The organism is Aquirufa nivalisilvae, from assembly GCF_003143535.1.
Taxonomy (GTDB): Bacteria; Bacteroidota; Bacteroidia; order Cytophagales; family Spirosomataceae; genus Aquirufa; species Aquirufa nivalisilvae.
The window spans coordinates 2987507-3004545 of record NZ_CP029346.1 but is presented as its reverse complement, the minus strand read 5'-3'; the positions used below and the strand labels follow the sequence as shown (position 1 = coordinate 3004545).

Here is a 17039-nt window from a genome sequence, read left to right as displayed (position 1 = left end):
TACTGGAATTTTACGAAAATTTATTCAGAAATGCATGATTTATTAAAAGGCAATACCTAATTGAACAGTTAAATTAACAGATATCGGTCGATCATTTCCAAATCGAACAGGGATTGGGATTGCCAGATAATAATTGCTGAATTTATTTCTTTTCAGCACTTTATTAAATACGGGTGTTAGGCCATATCGACCGCTTGTTTCAAATGCAGCACGTCCAGCAAAGGTGTAACCTTTACCCAATCGATACAAAATACCGGGATGAAAGGTGACATTATTTACTTTGTGACTACCATTTTCACTTCGAATGGCAGGGATCACTTCAAATGAAAATCCAACTTTTTCTGTTTTCCAAATATTGAGAGCTATTGGGAAGCCAACAGAATAAGAGTTGCCAAAATTCCCAGTAGTGCTACCATCTGAAACCGTGATAATGGAATGAGCTATGCCCATATGTCCAGCTAATTTTGGGAATGATTCTTGAGCCCAAATAGGTCTTGATAATACTAAAAGAGTAAGGTAAAAAAGATGCTTCATAACACAGGATATAAAATCTATGGTTTAAATAGACTAACAAATTTAGTAAATGATTTTGAATTAACCATAGGAGTAATTTATCATGTTGGGATTAACATCTTTTATTCATAAAGTAGAGTATATTGTGTTTTATGATAGTTTATGTGTTATTTTTCATCATCTACTAGCGGAATTAAATCATATAGAATGAAAAATGAAGTAGACTTGCGCTCATTTTGGAGTATTGACCCAGCTATTTGTTTGCAAGAATTAGCCAGTTCTAATGAAGGATTATCGTCCAGTCAAGCCAAAAGGATTTATCAAGAGAGCTTAAAAACAAAAAGGAAAATACATCCTTGGGAACAGGATGTTCGCTTGTTTCTGACTCAATTTAAAAGCCCCTTAATGCTTTTACTGCTTGGAGCCGTCTGTTTTTCGGCTTTTTTGGGAGATACATCTGACGTAATTATTATATTATTCATTGTAATCTCTACGGGTTTATTAAGTTTTTTTCAGGAACGAAACGCAGAAAGGGTTGTAGCCAAACTTCAGTCATTGATTTCGAATACATGTCAGGTTGTTCGAGATAATTCGGTTCAAGTAATTAAAAGTGAACAGTTAGTGCCAGGAGATATTATCCTTTTTAAGGCGGGAGATATAATTCCGGGAGATTGTATTTTATTTGAATCAAATGAGTTATATACCAATGAGGCTAGTTTAACAGGAGAATCATTTCCTGTTTATAAGTCGACCGAATTGAGCCCAGCAAACTCTTCTTTGGCACAAAGGAAAAATGCTTTATGGGAAGGTTCTAACGTTGTATCTGGAACGGCAAAAGCTTTGGTCATTTACACGGGTGAGGATACTGTATTTGGGAGCATAGTAAAAAGTAGTAATGATAAGGTGGAAACCAGTTTTGAAAAGGGGATAAAGGATTTTGGATTTTTATTAATGAAAATCACGTTAATTCTCTCTTTTTTCATCTTAGTTGTCAATTTGTTTAATCATAAAAATGTTCTCGAATCAGCGTTATTTGCATTGGCTTTATCCGTAGGAATGGCTCCCGAATTATTACCTGCTATTACTACCATTGCGATGAGTGCTGGAGCCAAGCGTTTATTAGAAAAGAAGGTCATTGTTAAAAAACTGTCTTCTATTCAGAATTTGGGGGAGGTTAATTTGTTGTGTACCGATAAGACAGGCACTATTACGGAGGGAGCTATTGTCGTAGAAAGTATTGTTGACTTTTCGAATAAGGAAAGTGAATATGCCAAAAGCTTAGCCTTTTGGAATGCATCCCTAGAAGCGGGTTATTCGAATCCTATTGATGAGGCCATTAAGTTGCAACCCGGAATGTCGGGTAAATTACCCAAAAAATTAGGAGAGATACCTTATGATTTTATTAGAAAGAGGTTATCTATTGCCTTGGAAGGAGAAGAAAGTTTATTGGTGACTAAGGGAGCATTTGCACAAATTATTCAAATATGTACTCGGGTTCGAGGAAATAATGGAGAGATTTTTCCCATTGAAACATTTCAAGAAGCTATTCAAAATCAATATGAACAATTTGGGATAGAGGGAATGCGCGTAATAGCGGTTTGTTACAAGAAATGGGAGGGTCAACTTCTTGATAAGTCAGCTGAAAATGAAATGGTATTTGCTGGGTTTATCTTATTAAAAGATCCTATCAAATCAGGAATATTGGAAGCAATAGATGCACTGAAGCAACTGCATGTAGGAATTAAAATTATTACTGGAGATAACCGTCATGTGGCACATGCCATTGCGCTTAAAATGGGTATAGTAAATCCCATAGTTATTACGGGTGAAGATTTAATTCAAATGAGTTCTACGGCCTTGGATATACAAGTGAAGCAGGCCCATATTTTTGCGGAGGTTGAACCACAGCAAAAAGAAAGAATTATCCTGGCTTTAAGGCATTCATATACGGTGGCTTATATGGGAGATGGCATCAATGATGTTTCAGCCATTAGCGTAGCAGATGTGGGAATTTCTGTGGAAAATGCAGTGGATATTACTAAATCAGCGGCGGATTTTGTTTTATTAGAAAAGGATTTGTCTGTTTTGATAGATGGAATTAAAGAAGGAAGGAAAACCTTTGCGAATACCTTGAAGTATATTTATATCAATACGGGGTCTACTTTCGGAAATATGTTTTCAGTAGCTTTTGCATCTTTACTATTACCCTTTTTACCCATGCTGCCTAAGCAAATATTGATGACTAATTTTATAACAGATTTTCCTTATTTGTCCATTGCGTCTGACAATGTGGATGAAGAACAATTAGCTTGGCCAGGGAAGTGGAATTTAAAATTCATTAGCAGGTACATGATAATTTTTGGTTTGCATAGTTCGCTGTTTGATATTATGACTTTCTTACTCTTATATTATGTCGTTAAAGCTAAGGAAGCTACTTTTCAGACGAGCTGGTTCATTGAATCCATTTTGACTGAATTATTTATCTTATTCATTATTAGAACACATAAGAATTTCTTTAAAAGTAAACCAGGTAAATACTTATTAATTCTAAGTGTATTTGGCTTATTGATAACTCTAGGGTTACCCTATTCTTACTTGGGAGTAGAATTTGGTTTAGTACCGATTTCTATGCTTCAATTAGGGTTGATGCTGGCCATTGTTTTTGCCTATATTCTGACAGCAGATATATTAAAAGTTTGGTTTTTTAGTCAACAAAGGAATAGATGAGTGGGCTCATTGGTCTACTAATCCCCAATTATATTTGTAAGTGAATATATTCAGGCTAACTTGAAAAAGTTTTCCTAAGATAAGATGCCTAATAAATCTGCCTACCTGTTTTTATTGTTTTGCTGTATTGTTTTTTCTGTTAAATCTCAAGTTTCCCAAGTGACCTTGTCCGGAGTACTTAAAGATCAAGGAAATCGAAGTGCCGTCGTTTATAGTAATGTCCTATTAAAAAAGGCTAATGACAGTACTTTTGTTCAAGGGACCATTAGTGATGCAAATGGCAGGTTTCGTTTGAACAACATCAAGCCAGGCACTTATTATCTTCAGATAAGTATGGTGGGCTATCAGCTGAAAAAGCAAAATTTATTTGTTGGGAGTTTGACAGAATTCCTTGATTTGGCTACGATTGACCTTGTTCCTGATCAGCAGCAATTGCAAGAGGTAACGGTTAGTGCTAAGCGTGATGAGATTGAGAACAAGCTGGATAAAAAAAGTTATTCGGTAGAAACGATAAGTTCCCAGACTGGCGGTTCTGTTTTACAAGTCATGCAAAGTTTGCCTGGAGTAACAGTACAAGACGGGAAATTGAATTTGAGAGGTAGTTCTCAAGTGGCAGTTTTAGTAGATGGTAAACAAACGGCGCTTACGGGTTTTGGTGCTCAATCGGGCTTGGATAATATTCCATCCTCTGCTATAGAAAAAATTGAAATTATTAATAACCCTTCTGCCAAGTATGACGCTAATGGTAATGCGGGAATCATCAATATTATATTCAAGAAAACAAAGCAAGAAGGCTTTAATGGGAAGATAGGCCTAAGTGCAGGACTAGGAGCTTTGGGAATTAAAAGGGAGAATTTGCCTAGTATTCGTCCTCAGTTTCAAGCAACTCCCAAGCTTAATCCATCGCTTTCTCTTAATTACAGAAAGAAAAACCTGAATGCCTTTTTACAGGCGGATTTTAATCATACACCTACACTAAATAAAAATGAATTTGTGACAAGGACCTATGATTCTGGCGAAGTTATTCAACAACAAACCAAGAGGAATAGGAGAACCAATATTGGGACATTCATGGGTGGGATAGACTGGAAAATGAATGATCAAAATTCGTGGAGTTCATCCATTTTGTTTAGTAGTGAAAAAATATTAGATGATGGAGATGAACCATTTTTTAATCAAAATCTGACAGAGAGAAGGAGGTTGTGGCAGTTTTTGGAGGATGAATTAAAGACAACAGTAACTTCGATGAATAATTTTCAGCATCGATTTGAACAACCTGGTCATCTAATCAATGTGGGCTTAAATTATACCTGGCATCAAGAGGATGAAAAGTATTTTTTTACTAATATTTATCCAACTTATACTGGTTTAGACGCTTTTAAATTAATGTCAGATGAGCATGTGACAGATTTGAATGTAGATTATGTAAAGCCTTTAAAATGGGGAAGAGTAGAGGCTGGATTAAAGTACCGTTATCGTTTTATCCCAACGAGCATGTTATTTATACCTGGGTTAAATTCCCCACTTGATGTGACTGCAGGTGGTTGGGCGGATTACAAGGAGACCATCCCAGCCATTTATAGTAATTATATCTTTGAAAATGAGAAATATGAAGTGGAGGCGGGATTGAGGATGGAATATGTTACGGTCAAATATGACATCGACCCCAATCATAATACCTATAAAAGTGATGGCTATCAGTACGTGCAACCATTCCCCAATGTTCGTTTAGGATATAAGCTTAATGAGAATAATAAATTATCCTTTTTCTTTAGTCGACGAGTAGACAGGCCAGCTGAATTGGATATACGTGTATTCCCAAAATATGATGATGCAGAAATTGTAAAGGTGGGAAATCCTGCATTGAAACCACAGTTTACTAATACCATGGAAATAGCTTATAAATCAAGTATCAATAGAGGATATTTATATACAGCTATTTATCAACGATTAGCTGATGCTACTATAACTCGTATAGCAACTACCGTTCCTGGAAATACCTTGATTTATCATATCATGCAGAATGCCGGGAAAAGTTCTAATTTGGGAATTGAAATCGTTTTATCTCAAGAACTTTCGAAAGCATTTTCTTTTAACCTTAATTTGAATGCGTATCAAAATCGGATAAATTCCTTTTCTGTATTTAATCAATATCCCATACCAACTACCTATACATCTGAGCCTGATGAAATTATTTCTGGAAGTGCTAAATGGATTGGATTTATCCACTTACCAAAACAGTGGAATATGCAGTTGTCAGCTATTTATTTGGCACCAGACCTTATTCCACAAGGTAGAATTGGCCAACGATTTAGTTTGGATGTAGGAATAAAGAAAGCTCAAAAAAATGGAAGAGGGGAGTATTTTATAAATGCCAGTGATTTATTGAATACGATGGTGATACATAAAGATATATTGGCCAAAGGATTCCGAATGTCATCGAATGATTATTATGAAACTCAGGTTATTCGAGCTGGATATCAATTGAAATTTTAGAATGAAACAAAAATAGCCGACTGATCATGTCAGTCGACTATTAAAAATTACCCCTTAATTATATTTTTATAGGCGGATTGAATTAATGTTATAGAGCACCATCTTGGCTAGCTCTTTTGACAGCATATTGTCCTATTACTTTTCCGTGTTTTAAACCCATAGAGCAATCAATTCTCCAATGGATTAATCCATAAACTCTTGAATCAGAAGCTTGCTGGGCATAGGAATTAAATGTGCTGGCTTTTTCTGGAAAGAAGGCTGATAAAACCTCGGCACCTGCTGCAGAAAAAGTAGAGTGCCCCGAGGTATAACTGGGAAAGTTGGGTAATCCAACTGATGTTTTTAGGCCATATTGTTGTGGACGTGGACTGTAATAATAAAATTTAGTATCCCAGCACCCAATTCCTGCATCCATTTCAGCCGTCCCTAAATAGGCAAGCATTCTAGCCATACGAACTTCACTATATTTGGCTTCAAAACCAGCATTGGCGCCATAGCGATGCCAGTGTCCTGGAGGAGTATAAGTCCCTGGGCCATCTGCCCAGAAATTAGCTATGGCAGCTTGTTCACGGGTTTGATTTTTATCAATGGTTTGAAGCTCTTCAAAATCTTTCTTAAACTCAGCTGAACCTTCAATGTATGGAATAGTTGGGCGTATAGCTTCCATCGTAGCTCGATCAAAATTCCATGTTTTTACATTTCCAAAAGTAGGAAGCATGGGTGGTCTAGCTGGACTCTCTTGGCTTGTCCAAACGGTGGTAAAACCAAGAGATTTAGAACGGGCAATCATATCAGGAGTGGCAGCTTGATTGTTAGCAGCTCCCATACCATCAGCTCTAGCTCTAACCATTACTTTTGCCGCAACAGCTCCGCCAAGACTTACACCTGCATTGAGATCAGAGCTGACATTCATCCCAGCCCAAAGTCGCGCATTTTTGCACTCTTCTAATTTAGATTTTAGAAAAGGTCCTTCACCAGGAAACATGGCTAATAAAATGACATAACTGGCTTGGCCAACTACCGCATCTTCTGATGGATAAGAAGGTAAAGTGTTAACGGGTAGTAAGGGTTTTATCGCTTTATCTACCACACCTGGCGACTGGCGGTTGTATTGGTATTTATATTTCCAAGCACTTACTAGGGCATCAAACTGAGCCACACTTAAATAGGCTAGCGCTCTTGAAGCGTATGGTGGATTGGCAAATGGGAATTTAGGGTCAGCCAAAGGATTTGTAGCATCTGGGACAGGATATTTTCCTTCTGCATTAGCCGCAGGAGCTGAATTATAGCGAGCGGCCAATTCTCGGGCAATTTCGTTCCAGCGATACACTGCACCTGCACCCCAGTAAGCAACAATTTGTCTCTGTTCATTGGTTAGATTGGGGGCAACGATATTTTTAAGGGAATCAATTTCCTTCAAGTAATTTGGGTCGTTGGATGCAGCAGGAGCAGCTAAGCTTACTTCCGTTGGGGAACTTAAAACAAAAGTTTTCCAATTTCCTGCATTCTCATCGATATTGGTAGGTACATAAGGAGAGAGTAATGCTTCAGATGCTGTTTTTTCACAGGATTGAAGAAAACCGAAGCAAATGAGGGTAATAAAATAGTATATGTATTTTTTCATGATGTTCTAATGATTATTTAACCTTAAATAGGTACAATAAACCAACAGTTACGTTAGTACTTTGTCCCGCATTTTGCCCGTCTAGGACATAGGATACTTTGGCACTTATTCCAAGTGATTTAGGCTGATATTTAGCGTATGCTCCTACAGCAGTCATGGTCATGTCATTTGTAAGAAATGGCATGGAATTACGACGAATATTGTCTCCTCCTACACAAGAGAAGTGCTCGGCGAAAACCTCTACTTGATTTTCTTTTCTTAGATAGCCCATACGAAACATAGCATTAAAGGCATTGGGAACGGCCACCGTGCTTGTGTTATATAGTCTTTCTCCATTTAAAAAAGAATCTCGATCTACGTTAACGTTGCTTCTTAGAATATAAGAGCCAGTTGCGCTGATGAATAAGTTGGAAGGTAAGTTATAATGTAAAATGGCTCTAGCACTGAATGTTTTAGCCCCAATTCCAATGGACATAGGCATGAATTCAGTGACATAATTACTCATGGGTGTGCTAACTCCAAGTGTAGCATGTCCATGTAATTGTTTGTAGTCAAATACTTGTGCTTTTAACCAAAGGCTGACATCTTGAAGGCCTTGCTGACCCATTAAATTTCCTTTGCTAGCTTGGGTTTTTACGTAAGGGACCATCACTAAGGCATTTATTTTCTTCGTGATACCATAAGCAATCATGGCTCCTAAAGATTCGGTGCTTAGTTTCCCGATATTTGGATTATCTCTTTTTAGGGTGTTTTCCCAATAGTTTGTCCATGAGGAATTCCCGTACATCAAGGCTCCACAGGCAATATTTTTATTCATGTAAACTTGATCATGTGGCAGTTGTGCCATGATCGTATTCATACTCAAGATTGAGATGAATACACACAGTAAAGTATGTTTCATTATGCTTAATTAAATTGAAATACAACAAACAGGAAAGAAGGGGAATTTCTTTCAAGCTATTTTTTCAGAAATAATTAAGCCTGCCGGGGAGGTGAAAATAAGGCATCCTGGAATGAGGATGTCTTTAATGAAGAATGATTCGGTGTTGCGATGTGTTCAGTAGGCCATTCTAAGATATAGAATACCCATGCGCCACCAGATTGACAATATTCTTTGACAAGTGTCTGAATTAATTTAGTTTTTGAAGGAGCCTTGTCAGGTTGATCATTTAAATGTTCATTGACCAAATCAGCTAAATCCAAAAATTGATCACGAGCATTTTTATCATTGACTACGCGTGTATACAAGGTATCATTCTCTATCTTTTGGTCTAACATTTGATAGAAATCATCACCTTGTTGCAATGATCCTGATACTTCTTGAGGAATCTCCCGATTGCTTGGATAGGGCAAGGAGATAGGGATTTTTACCATGTAAGAATCGCTGCTGGGCTCATTACTTACAAATTCGGTATCTGAATTAGCCACATAACGTAAAGCAAATCCACCTGCCTGATAGAGGAGGACAAACAATAACAATATGGAGGCTAGCCTTTTCATGAATTCGCAAAACTAGCATAAACTTGCATAATTCCAACTATTTATTGGGATTTTGTGCTATGGAATATGCAGCAGGTCAATTTTTTTCAGCAAAACGAAAGAAATTGGGCCAATATTTTTTTTATTTCAAAGGTTTATCGTAATATTACGATTGATATGGGAGCAAGTAAAATTATTGATTATACCGAAGAGCAAATTTTAGTAGCAAAATATGCTAAAGCTTTATCGCATCCAGCACGTATGGCCATCATGCAGCTATTGTTGACAAAACAATCTTGCATATGTGGTGATATTGTAGATGAATTGCCAATTTCTCAGTCGACCGTTTCTCAACATTTGAAAGAATTGAAAGAAGCGGGTTTGATTCGAGGGCAAATTGATGGTGTATCCATTTGTTATTGTATCAATGAGTCTGAATGGGCCAAATTAACAGAATTGCTAGGTCATTTTTTTGAAAAGCGACATGTGAAAACAAGTAGCTGTTGCTAATTTTTTTGTTTAAATCCATCGTAAAATTACGATTAATCCAAATCAATAATACCATGAAAACAGAGCAAGAATTAAAAGAAATTGTGAAACAAAAATATGGCGAGATCGCCATGCAAGGAAAAGAAGAAAATATGGCTTCTTGTTGTGGAGCTGGCGGATGTTCTACAGAAGTGTATAATATTATGTCGGAAGACTATAGTACACTAGAGGGATATAATGTTGATGCTGATTTAGGTTTAGGGTGTGGATTGCCAACGCAATTTGCTAAAATGAAAGAGGGGGATGTCGTAGTGGATTTGGGCAGTGGTGCTGGAAATGATTGTTTCATAGCGCGACATGAAGTAGGGGAATCGGGAAAGGTGATTGGAGTAGATTTTACTCCACAAATGATTGAAAGAGCACGTATCAATGCTGAGATTAGGGGATTTAATAATGTGGAATTTCGTCAGGGAGATATAGAAAACATGCCAATTTCAGCCAATGTTGCGGATGTAATCGTCAGTAATTGTGTATTGAATTTGGTGCCTAATAAAGCGGGAGTATTTCAAGATATTTTCAGGGTGTTAAAACCAGGAGGACATTTTAGTATATCTGATGTGGTGCTGATTGGTGAATTGCCATCTGGACTTCAAAAAGATGCAGAAATGTATGCCGGTTGTGTGGCAGGGGCTATTCAGAAGGATGAATATATGCAATTAATTCAGACTAGTGGATTTGTGAATGTGCAAATTCAAAAGGAAAAGCCTATCGTCATACCAAATGATATTTTGAGTCATTATTTGAGTGCTCAAGAGATTGAGGAATTCAATTCAGGTAAAACGGGAATATTTTCTATTTCAGTTTTTGCTCAAAAACCAAGTGATGAGAATGCCTGTAAGCCAGGTTCAGGTTGTTGCTAATATCAAAGATCATGAAAACAAAGACAGAGGTATTACTAGATTTGTGGATCGAGTCAAGGACGCGTTTCACTAAATTGCTAGATGGAATTTCAGAAGCGGATTTAGCTAAAAAATTGGGTAATTCGCCAAATTCAGCTGGATTTTTGATCCGTCATATTGGTGATGTTGAATTGCTTTTTGCTAAAAATGTGTTTGGTGATTCTTCGGTAAAAGTGGTAGCTAAAACAGTGATAGATCAACGTGATTCTGGTGAATGGACGAATTTAGATGAGCTTAAAAATTATGTAGTGGGTTCATTTGAAAAGTTACACTCCATTGTCTCACAGCAAGTAGAAGAAGATTGGGAGCAAGTTATTTCTACTAAAGAATTTGGGACAAAATCTAAATCAGAGGCTTTTGGACGTATAGTTTCACATACAGCTTATCATGCTGGGCAATTAGCCATTGTATTGAAATATGGTCAATGATGATTAGTTATGAAGCAAGTTAAGCTAGGTTTACGGGAGAATTGGAAGCAGTTTAGTTTACTGGTGCTTATCAATGCCTTTGTCGGAGGTATGGTGGGATTAGAACGTTCCATTTTACCTAAATTGGCAGAAGAAGAATTCGCTTTAGCGGCAAAAACAGCTATACTTTCTTTTATCATTGTCTTTGGAGTTGTTAAGGCATTGTCTAATTATTTTGCTGGAAGTTTAGCCAATCGAATGGGTCGTAAAAATCTATTGGTTATTGGATGGATTATGGCCATACCAATACCATTTTTACTCATTTATGCACCCAATTGGAATTGGGTGATTTTAGCCAATGTTTTTCTCGGGATAAATCAAGGTTTAGCTTGGAGCTCTACGGTGGTGATGAAGATTGATTTGGTAGGGGATAAACAACGTGGCTTAGCCATGGGAATTAATGAATCTGCTGGTTATTTGGCCGTAGCCTTATTTGCATTTTTGTCTGGATATTTGGCTAATCAGTTTGGCCTGCGTCCATATCCATTTTACCTAGGTATCGTATTGGTTATTTTGGGCTTATTAGGGAGCTATTTTTTCATTCAGGATACGAGGCAACATGTCATACAAGAAGAGCAGCATAATCGAATTCCACGTTTGAAAAATATCTTCTTAGAGACAACTTGGAAGAATAGAAATTTAGGCTCGGTAACCCAAGCTGGTTTGATTAATAATTTAAATGATGGCATGGTTTGGGGTATTTTGCCCATCCTATTGGCGAGCAAGAACTTTCGATTACAAGAGATTGGATTGATTACAGCGATTTATCCTGCTATTTGGGGTTTAGGTCAATTACTAACAGGAAAAATGTCGGATAAATTTTGCAAAAAAGACATGCTATTTGTTGGAATGTTATTGCAAGGAATCGCATTAATGCTATTGATTTGGGCAGAAACTTCGTTTGAATTTATGGGAATTTCTGCTTTGCTAGGTTGGGGGACAGCTATGGTATATCCTACTTTTTTGGCTACTCTGGCGGAGAATACACATCCTTTAGATCGGGCTAAGAGTATGGGAATTTTCAGGTTATGGAGAGATTTGGGATATGCCATTGGAGCTTTAATGACAGGAATACTAGCGGACTATTTTGGGATACTCTTTGCGATTATTTTTATTGGACTATTGACTTGTTTGTCGGCAATCATCATAAAAATTCGAATGCGTTGCGGAGAAGGAGATTCTGTCAAAATTTGGGACTGGATTATTGGGAAGGAAGTTAAATCTACGTGTACCCATTCACATTTGATTGTTCAGCCATTGGAAAAATTGGCTTTTTGAAATGGATATCCTATTTTTTCAGAAAGTGTTGCTTGATGTACTTACTTGTATAACCAACCCGTTGACCTATTTTTTCAATAGGAACTTGTTTGCTTTTCAGGTCTAGCACAATTTCTTTCTTGATCTCTTTGATTAATTCCAAAGTGTTTTTATTGTGTTTTTTTAATACCCGATTTAAGTGAACGCGAGAAATTTGGTAGTATTCGGCAATGCTTTCAACACTGATTAACTGCTCATTTTTTAGCATATCTTCCCGAATTCTTTCAGGGGTAATTTCCACTTTTGGTGTTTTGTAATTTTCAGGAATTCCTTTATTTCTATTTCGAATAAATACCGCACTGCCAACAATGACAACAAGGGTGAATCCTAAGGCGATGATTAAAGAAGCGTCTACTTTGCTTTCATCAATAATTTCTGGTTCTAAACTAGGTAAAACTTCATTGATTAGCTGAGGAAGGTTGATGACATAAAGGCCTTCAGTGGATCCAGCATATACGTTTTGATTCCAGTTGCTTAATGCCCTTTTATTGAATTCTACATTTTCAATAATTTGAAATACCTCTTTATCTTGTGTATAAAGGAATAGACCCTCAAAGCTGGTGAAAAGGATGTTGTTTCCAATAAATATGGATTGAATGATGTGCTTGTGGCGAAATAGAAGTTGGTTTTTTTTTGTTTTTAAATTGAATTCATAAAGGCCATCATTACACGATAGGATGATTTGCTCTCCTTTGATGGTGATATCATAAATGGAAGATCCAATGTGTATGGATTCAATTTTTCTTTGAACCATATCATACAGATATAATTTCCCATTGGCGTTACCAAGCAAAAGTAAGTTGCCCAAATTTTCCATATCGTGAAACTGGGAAGAATGGGTAATGATTTTATTTACCTGGTAATTTTTTAAGTTAATGGTTCCAATAGCATCCGTCGATTGAAAATATGTGACATTCCCAATGGGTAATAATTTTTTAAAATGGAGGATATCCGTTTTTAGAGGTAATCGGACCCACTGATTATTCATTAATTGATAAATGGGATCAGAGTTCAGGTAATATTGATTATTAATTTTATTCGTTTCCCCACTAGAGAAATTTGCTCCTGGGATGGGTTTGTTAGAATACACCTCGGCGACAGAATCAATAAATATCCCTGAATAAGTAGCAATGATTCTGACGCGATCATCGTGGTATATATGTCGAATGGATTTACCTCGATGTTGTATGGAATAAAATTTATGAATTCTATATTCTAGCAGAATTCCATTGTAAGCCAAAAAATACAGGTCTCCAATGGAGGCTTCCGTCATATTATACTGATCATAACCAGGTAATAAATTGGCAATGGAACGGTGGTTGACTTGATGGCTTTCGGGAAACTGCAAGGTACTATAGGTTCCGAAAATGTCTTGGTTGTCAGTTTTACTAATCCAAGTAAAGCGATCGTTGTCTTTGGGGGTAAATTTCAAATCATCAAAACGCCCTGAATGAAATTTATATAAATGATTATCAGTCCTGACGATTAAATTTCGTCCATCTCCATCAATGTTCGTGATTTTTTCAGGTAAAGAATATGTTTTAACCAAAATGGTGTCTTGAGCATATGTTTGTAAGGCCATCAATAGGCTACAAAGGATCAAAGAAAGGCCCTTGGAAATTGTTTTAATGATCAAGAGTGATTTTCGGCTCATATCTCCAAAAGAATCAGATTATTCGCTAAATGTAACATTATTTTACTTTTTAGTAACAATATGAACTTATTTAATACGTCTAATTAAAGAAAAATTTACGCTGAATAGTTAATTTTGTAATTCAGTTTAGTGCATCAAAGATTTTTAAAAGTAAAAATAGATTGCATAAAAGTAGATTGTATGTCTGAATGGGTGCAAATCCAGTCTTTCATGAAAATTTGATTAATTATTAGAGAAATAAGTAGAACACGGGTATTTAAAGCCTAGACTTTTATCAAGCCTAGGCTTTTTTGTTGCCTTTACTTTTGGCATTTACTTAGATTGATATACGTGTACCTTTGAATGCATGGTATATAAGCGGAATCCTTGACTATCTGGGACAATAATATTACTGGATTCATTATTTCCTATGATAGGATTTTGAGGGTATTTTGTCCAATGAATGAGGTCTTTGGAAACAGCAACATTACTTGACCATTCTCTCCAGTCTTTGAAGGCTGTGGCATGATAATATGCATAATAGTATCCATGGTAAAAAATGACTTGGTTCATGGCCACACCGAATTTGTCATAGGGTTCAGGCCCCATTTCTAATACAGGTTGATCCTGAACATTGACCCAGTCGATGAGGTTACTTGATTTGGCTAACCAAACCCCCAGATCATCTCTTTCATAGAATAAATAATAGGTATCATCCACTGCAATAACACAAGGTGTCCCAAAGGCACCTTTTTCTATGGCCTGTCCATTCGTTTTAAGAATCCTTAGATTCCCTAATTCTTGCCAATCGGTTTTGTTTTTTGATACGAGTAGATGGGTGGTATCTCCTTTTCCTTCGGCAAACATGTAATAATTTTTGCCTTTTTTAATGACGAAGACATCTTCAATCCATTGTTGAGGATTGATAGGATTGTTTGCATGTCTTTTCCAATCTAAACCATTCTTAGAAGTGGCATATCCCAAATTCTTGATTGGACTTGATTTAGAATATCCAGTATACCATAAGTGATATCCGTCCTTTTCCTTTAAGATATATCCTCGTTCACGAATTTGTTGATCCCAAGTTTGGGAACCTGTACCAGAAAATACGGCTTCTTTGATTAGAGGTTTAAATTTGACTAATACATCTGGAAAGAGTGTTTGACTTTGTGCAGGGAATAGATGAAGAACAATTGCCAAACAAAAGACCATAGAGATATAATGTTTCATGATATGGGTTGGTTTAGAGAAAGGATACGATATGAACAGGGGAGGAAATTAATCAAAGATAAAAATCAAAAAAAGTCACTTGAATCTCAGGTGACTTTTTTGCATTACACTTCATCAACAAACTAAATTCTTACTAATTAATACTCTCAAATTAGATAGATTCTTCTTAATTCACAATAGCTAATGGGAGAACATCGACGTCCTAACGATTATTTTTTATGAAAATTGTTAAATATGCTCACAGATTAATAGCAATAACACATTTTCTTTAAAATTATGTAGAAAATGAGTCATTAAAAAGGCCTACTTATTAAGTAGGCCTTTATTTTTACCATCCTGAATTTTGCCCTAGTTTGGGGTTAGTAATTAAATCTCCAGCGGGAATAGGGTATAAATAATGTTTGTTTTCCCATTTCCTTGGAATGTTATTGAACCAAGTTAATTCTCCCGAAGTACCATTAGAAAGTAATTGTGGATTAGCTTTTCCACTGATTAATGGAGTTACTTCTACATAGGTTACACCAGATACTTTGGTTGGGAGTTTTTGATAGAAAGCCACATCCAATTTTCCGTCTTCATTTAAGTCCATCGGCGTGTCTAAACTAGGAACATACATGCCATTCCATTCCATTTGCATAAGTTCTCCTCTTCTCCATCGCACGATATCGTCAAAACGAAAACCTTCTAAGCATAATTCAATCCCTCTTTCTCGGCGTACCTCTAGAATTATTGGGTCAGAAATGGCAGGGAAATACGTCGTTTGAAGGTAGGTATCAATAGCCTTGGGTAAGGTATTTGTTCCGCCCGTGATACCAGCTCTCTTTCTCAATAAGCCTATCGTCGCGGCCCAATCGGCATCTGTTAAAGAGCCTAGTTCGGCTTTTGCTTCAGCATAGTTCAGTAATACTTCCGCATATCGGATAATGGATACTGAGTTGATGTTCAAATCTCGGGTATCATAATACATGTCGTCCAAAGCCCATTTTATTGGCTGATAACCTGTAAATGTGTACGAGAATAGAGGTGGCGCCGCTTCCAAAACTCCATTGTTTAGGCGTTTGTAATCTCCAGAACGAATCGTTTGTTGTAAACGTTTATCTCTCCCTTTCACCTCATCTTTAAAAAGCATGGTTTTGTAAGCAGGATTATTGGTGAAAGGGGTTCCATCAATGTTCAAGTAGGTATTGATGAATGATCTAATGAAGTTTGCCTTATCACCATAAGTTCCTGATGTCCAATACCAGTTACCATCATTTAGGTTGTTTAATGCCAAATCACAAACGGCTGAAAGTATCACTTCTGTAGCCACCGGTGCAGGATTGATGAACACCTGTCGATATGATTTATCTACTCCAGCACCATCGTATAATTTATACCCTGCTTCATCCATAACTACCTTAGCTGCGGCTGCAGCTTGTGTTAATAGGTTGGCAGAACTAGAGCTTAAATTTAGGTTCGTATGGTATTTTCTTAATGTGCCTTCATATAGACAAACACGTGATTTGAAAGCAAATGCAGCATATTTTGTTACCAAACTACGGGTACCTTCAGTTTTAGCTGTGATATTGGCACATGCAAAATTCAAGTCAGCGATGACAGAATCCATCACCATCACACGAGAATCTCGACCTTTGTTCAATAGCTCAGTATCCGATACATCCAATGGTTTATTGATCCAAGGGACGTCTCCAAACCGTTTTACTTTTTCATAATAAAACCATGCTCGGAAGAATCGAGCAATTCCAATGTAGTTATTTCTAACAGCTAAGGGAACCTTGGGGTCATTGCAGTTTTTAATGAAATAGTTGATATTTCTCAAATCTGACCAAGACCATCCTGAACTCACCTCTGCACTAAAGTTTCCTGGAGTGATGAAAGGTGGGGTGTCTTTTCTAGCTAAATAGTCCGACATAGCATCGGCACGATGTAAGTTTTTACCATTCATCATATTGTAAAATGAATTGGTATATAAAATTAGGCCGCTTTCGCTACTGAAGATTGGGCCCTTGGTGGTGGTTGCCTCTGGAATTTCTTCCAAACTACATCCTAAAAATAAGCTGGATGTGAAAAGTAGGCAGAAGATATAGTTAAGTTTCATGATCTTA

The 17039-nt window shown here is 36.8% G+C and carries 13 protein-coding genes; 6 read left to right on the top strand and 7 right to left on the bottom strand.

Going from position 1 to position 17039, the window contains the following annotated elements; translation table 11 throughout:
- Window positions 1-42 precede the first annotated feature (42 nt).
- Window positions 43-534: a hypothetical protein gene (locus tag HME7025_RS12825; protein WP_109324655.1), complete on the bottom strand. Its 492-nt coding sequence runs from the start codon at window positions 532-534 to the stop codon at window positions 43-45.
- 186 nt (window positions 535-720) lie between these two features.
- Here HME7025_RS12825 and mgtA point away from each other — a divergent pair, with 186 nt between their 5' ends.
- Together mgtA and HME7025_RS12815 are read left to right on the top strand one after the other, a co-directional pair.
- The gene (mgtA, locus tag HME7025_RS12820; protein WP_109324654.1) at window positions 721-3240 is read left to right on the top strand and encodes a magnesium-translocating P-type ATPase; all 2520 of its coding nucleotides are present in this window, start codon (window positions 721-723) and stop codon (window positions 3238-3240) included.
- An 84-nt stretch (window positions 3241-3324) separates the two neighbouring features.
- Window positions 3325-5736, top strand: a complete 2412-nt coding sequence (locus tag HME7025_RS12815; protein ID WP_109324653.1) for a TonB-dependent receptor domain-containing protein — start codon at window positions 3325-3327, stop codon at window positions 5734-5736.
- 88 nt (window positions 5737-5824) lie between these two features.
- Here the strand turns inward: HME7025_RS12815 and HME7025_RS12810 are convergent, their stop codons facing one another.
- The 3 genes from HME7025_RS12810 to HME7025_RS12800 all read right to left on the bottom strand — a co-directional run bounded on the left by HME7025_RS12810 (window position 5825) and on the right by HME7025_RS12800 (window position 8860).
- The gene (locus tag HME7025_RS12810) at window positions 5825-7360 is read right to left on the bottom strand and encodes a phosphatase PAP2 family protein (RefSeq protein WP_109324652.1); all 1536 of its coding nucleotides are present in this window, start codon (window positions 7358-7360) and stop codon (window positions 5825-5827) included.
- 13 nt (window positions 7361-7373) lie between these two features.
- Entirely contained in the window at window positions 7374-8261 is an 888-nt protein-coding gene (locus HME7025_RS12805) for a hypothetical protein (RefSeq protein ID WP_109324651.1), read from the bottom strand.
- A 74-nt stretch (window positions 8262-8335) separates the two neighbouring features.
- A complete protein-coding gene (locus HME7025_RS12800) occupies window positions 8336-8860 on the bottom strand; it encodes a hypothetical protein (protein WP_109324650.1) in 525 nt (174 codons plus the stop codon).
- A gap of 156 nt (window positions 8861-9016) precedes the next feature.
- Between HME7025_RS12800 and HME7025_RS12795 the strand changes: the two genes are divergently transcribed.
- Genes HME7025_RS12795 through HME7025_RS12780 form a run of 4 tightly spaced genes read left to right on the top strand, consistent with a single transcriptional unit; the run spans window position 9017 to window position 12032 of the window.
- On the top strand, window positions 9017-9349 hold the full coding sequence (locus HME7025_RS12795; RefSeq protein ID WP_109325464.1) for an ArsR/SmtB family transcription factor: 333 nt from the start codon (window positions 9017-9019) through the stop codon (window positions 9347-9349).
- Window positions 9350-9402: 53 nt separating this feature from the next.
- Entirely contained in the window at window positions 9403-10248 is an 846-nt protein-coding gene (locus HME7025_RS12790; RefSeq protein WP_109325462.1) for an arsenite methyltransferase, read from the top strand.
- An 11-nt stretch (window positions 10249-10259) separates the two neighbouring features.
- A complete protein-coding gene (locus tag HME7025_RS12785) occupies window positions 10260-10715 on the top strand; it encodes a DinB family protein (protein WP_109324649.1) in 456 nt (151 codons plus the stop codon).
- A 9-nt stretch (window positions 10716-10724) separates the two neighbouring features.
- Window positions 10725-12032: an MFS transporter gene (locus HME7025_RS12780; protein ID WP_109324647.1), complete on the top strand. Its 1308-nt coding sequence runs from the start codon at window positions 10725-10727 to the stop codon at window positions 12030-12032.
- 10 nt (window positions 12033-12042) lie between these two features.
- Here HME7025_RS12780 and HME7025_RS12775 read toward each other — a convergent pair whose 3' ends face one another.
- The 3 genes from HME7025_RS12775 to HME7025_RS12765 all read right to left on the bottom strand — a co-directional run bounded on the left by HME7025_RS12775 (window position 12043) and on the right by HME7025_RS12765 (window position 17032).
- A complete protein-coding gene (locus HME7025_RS12775; RefSeq protein WP_154401978.1) occupies window positions 12043-13653 on the bottom strand; it encodes a helix-turn-helix transcriptional regulator in 1611 nt (536 codons plus the stop codon).
- Between the two features lie 384 nt (window positions 13654-14037).
- Window positions 14038-14934: a glycoside hydrolase family protein gene (locus HME7025_RS12770; protein ID WP_109324645.1), complete on the bottom strand. Its 897-nt coding sequence runs from the start codon at window positions 14932-14934 to the stop codon at window positions 14038-14040.
- Window positions 14935-15262: 328 nt separating this feature from the next.
- A complete protein-coding gene (locus HME7025_RS12765; protein ID WP_109324641.1) occupies window positions 15263-17032 on the bottom strand; it encodes a RagB/SusD family nutrient uptake outer membrane protein in 1770 nt (589 codons plus the stop codon).
- Window positions 17033-17039: the final 7 nt, after the last annotated feature.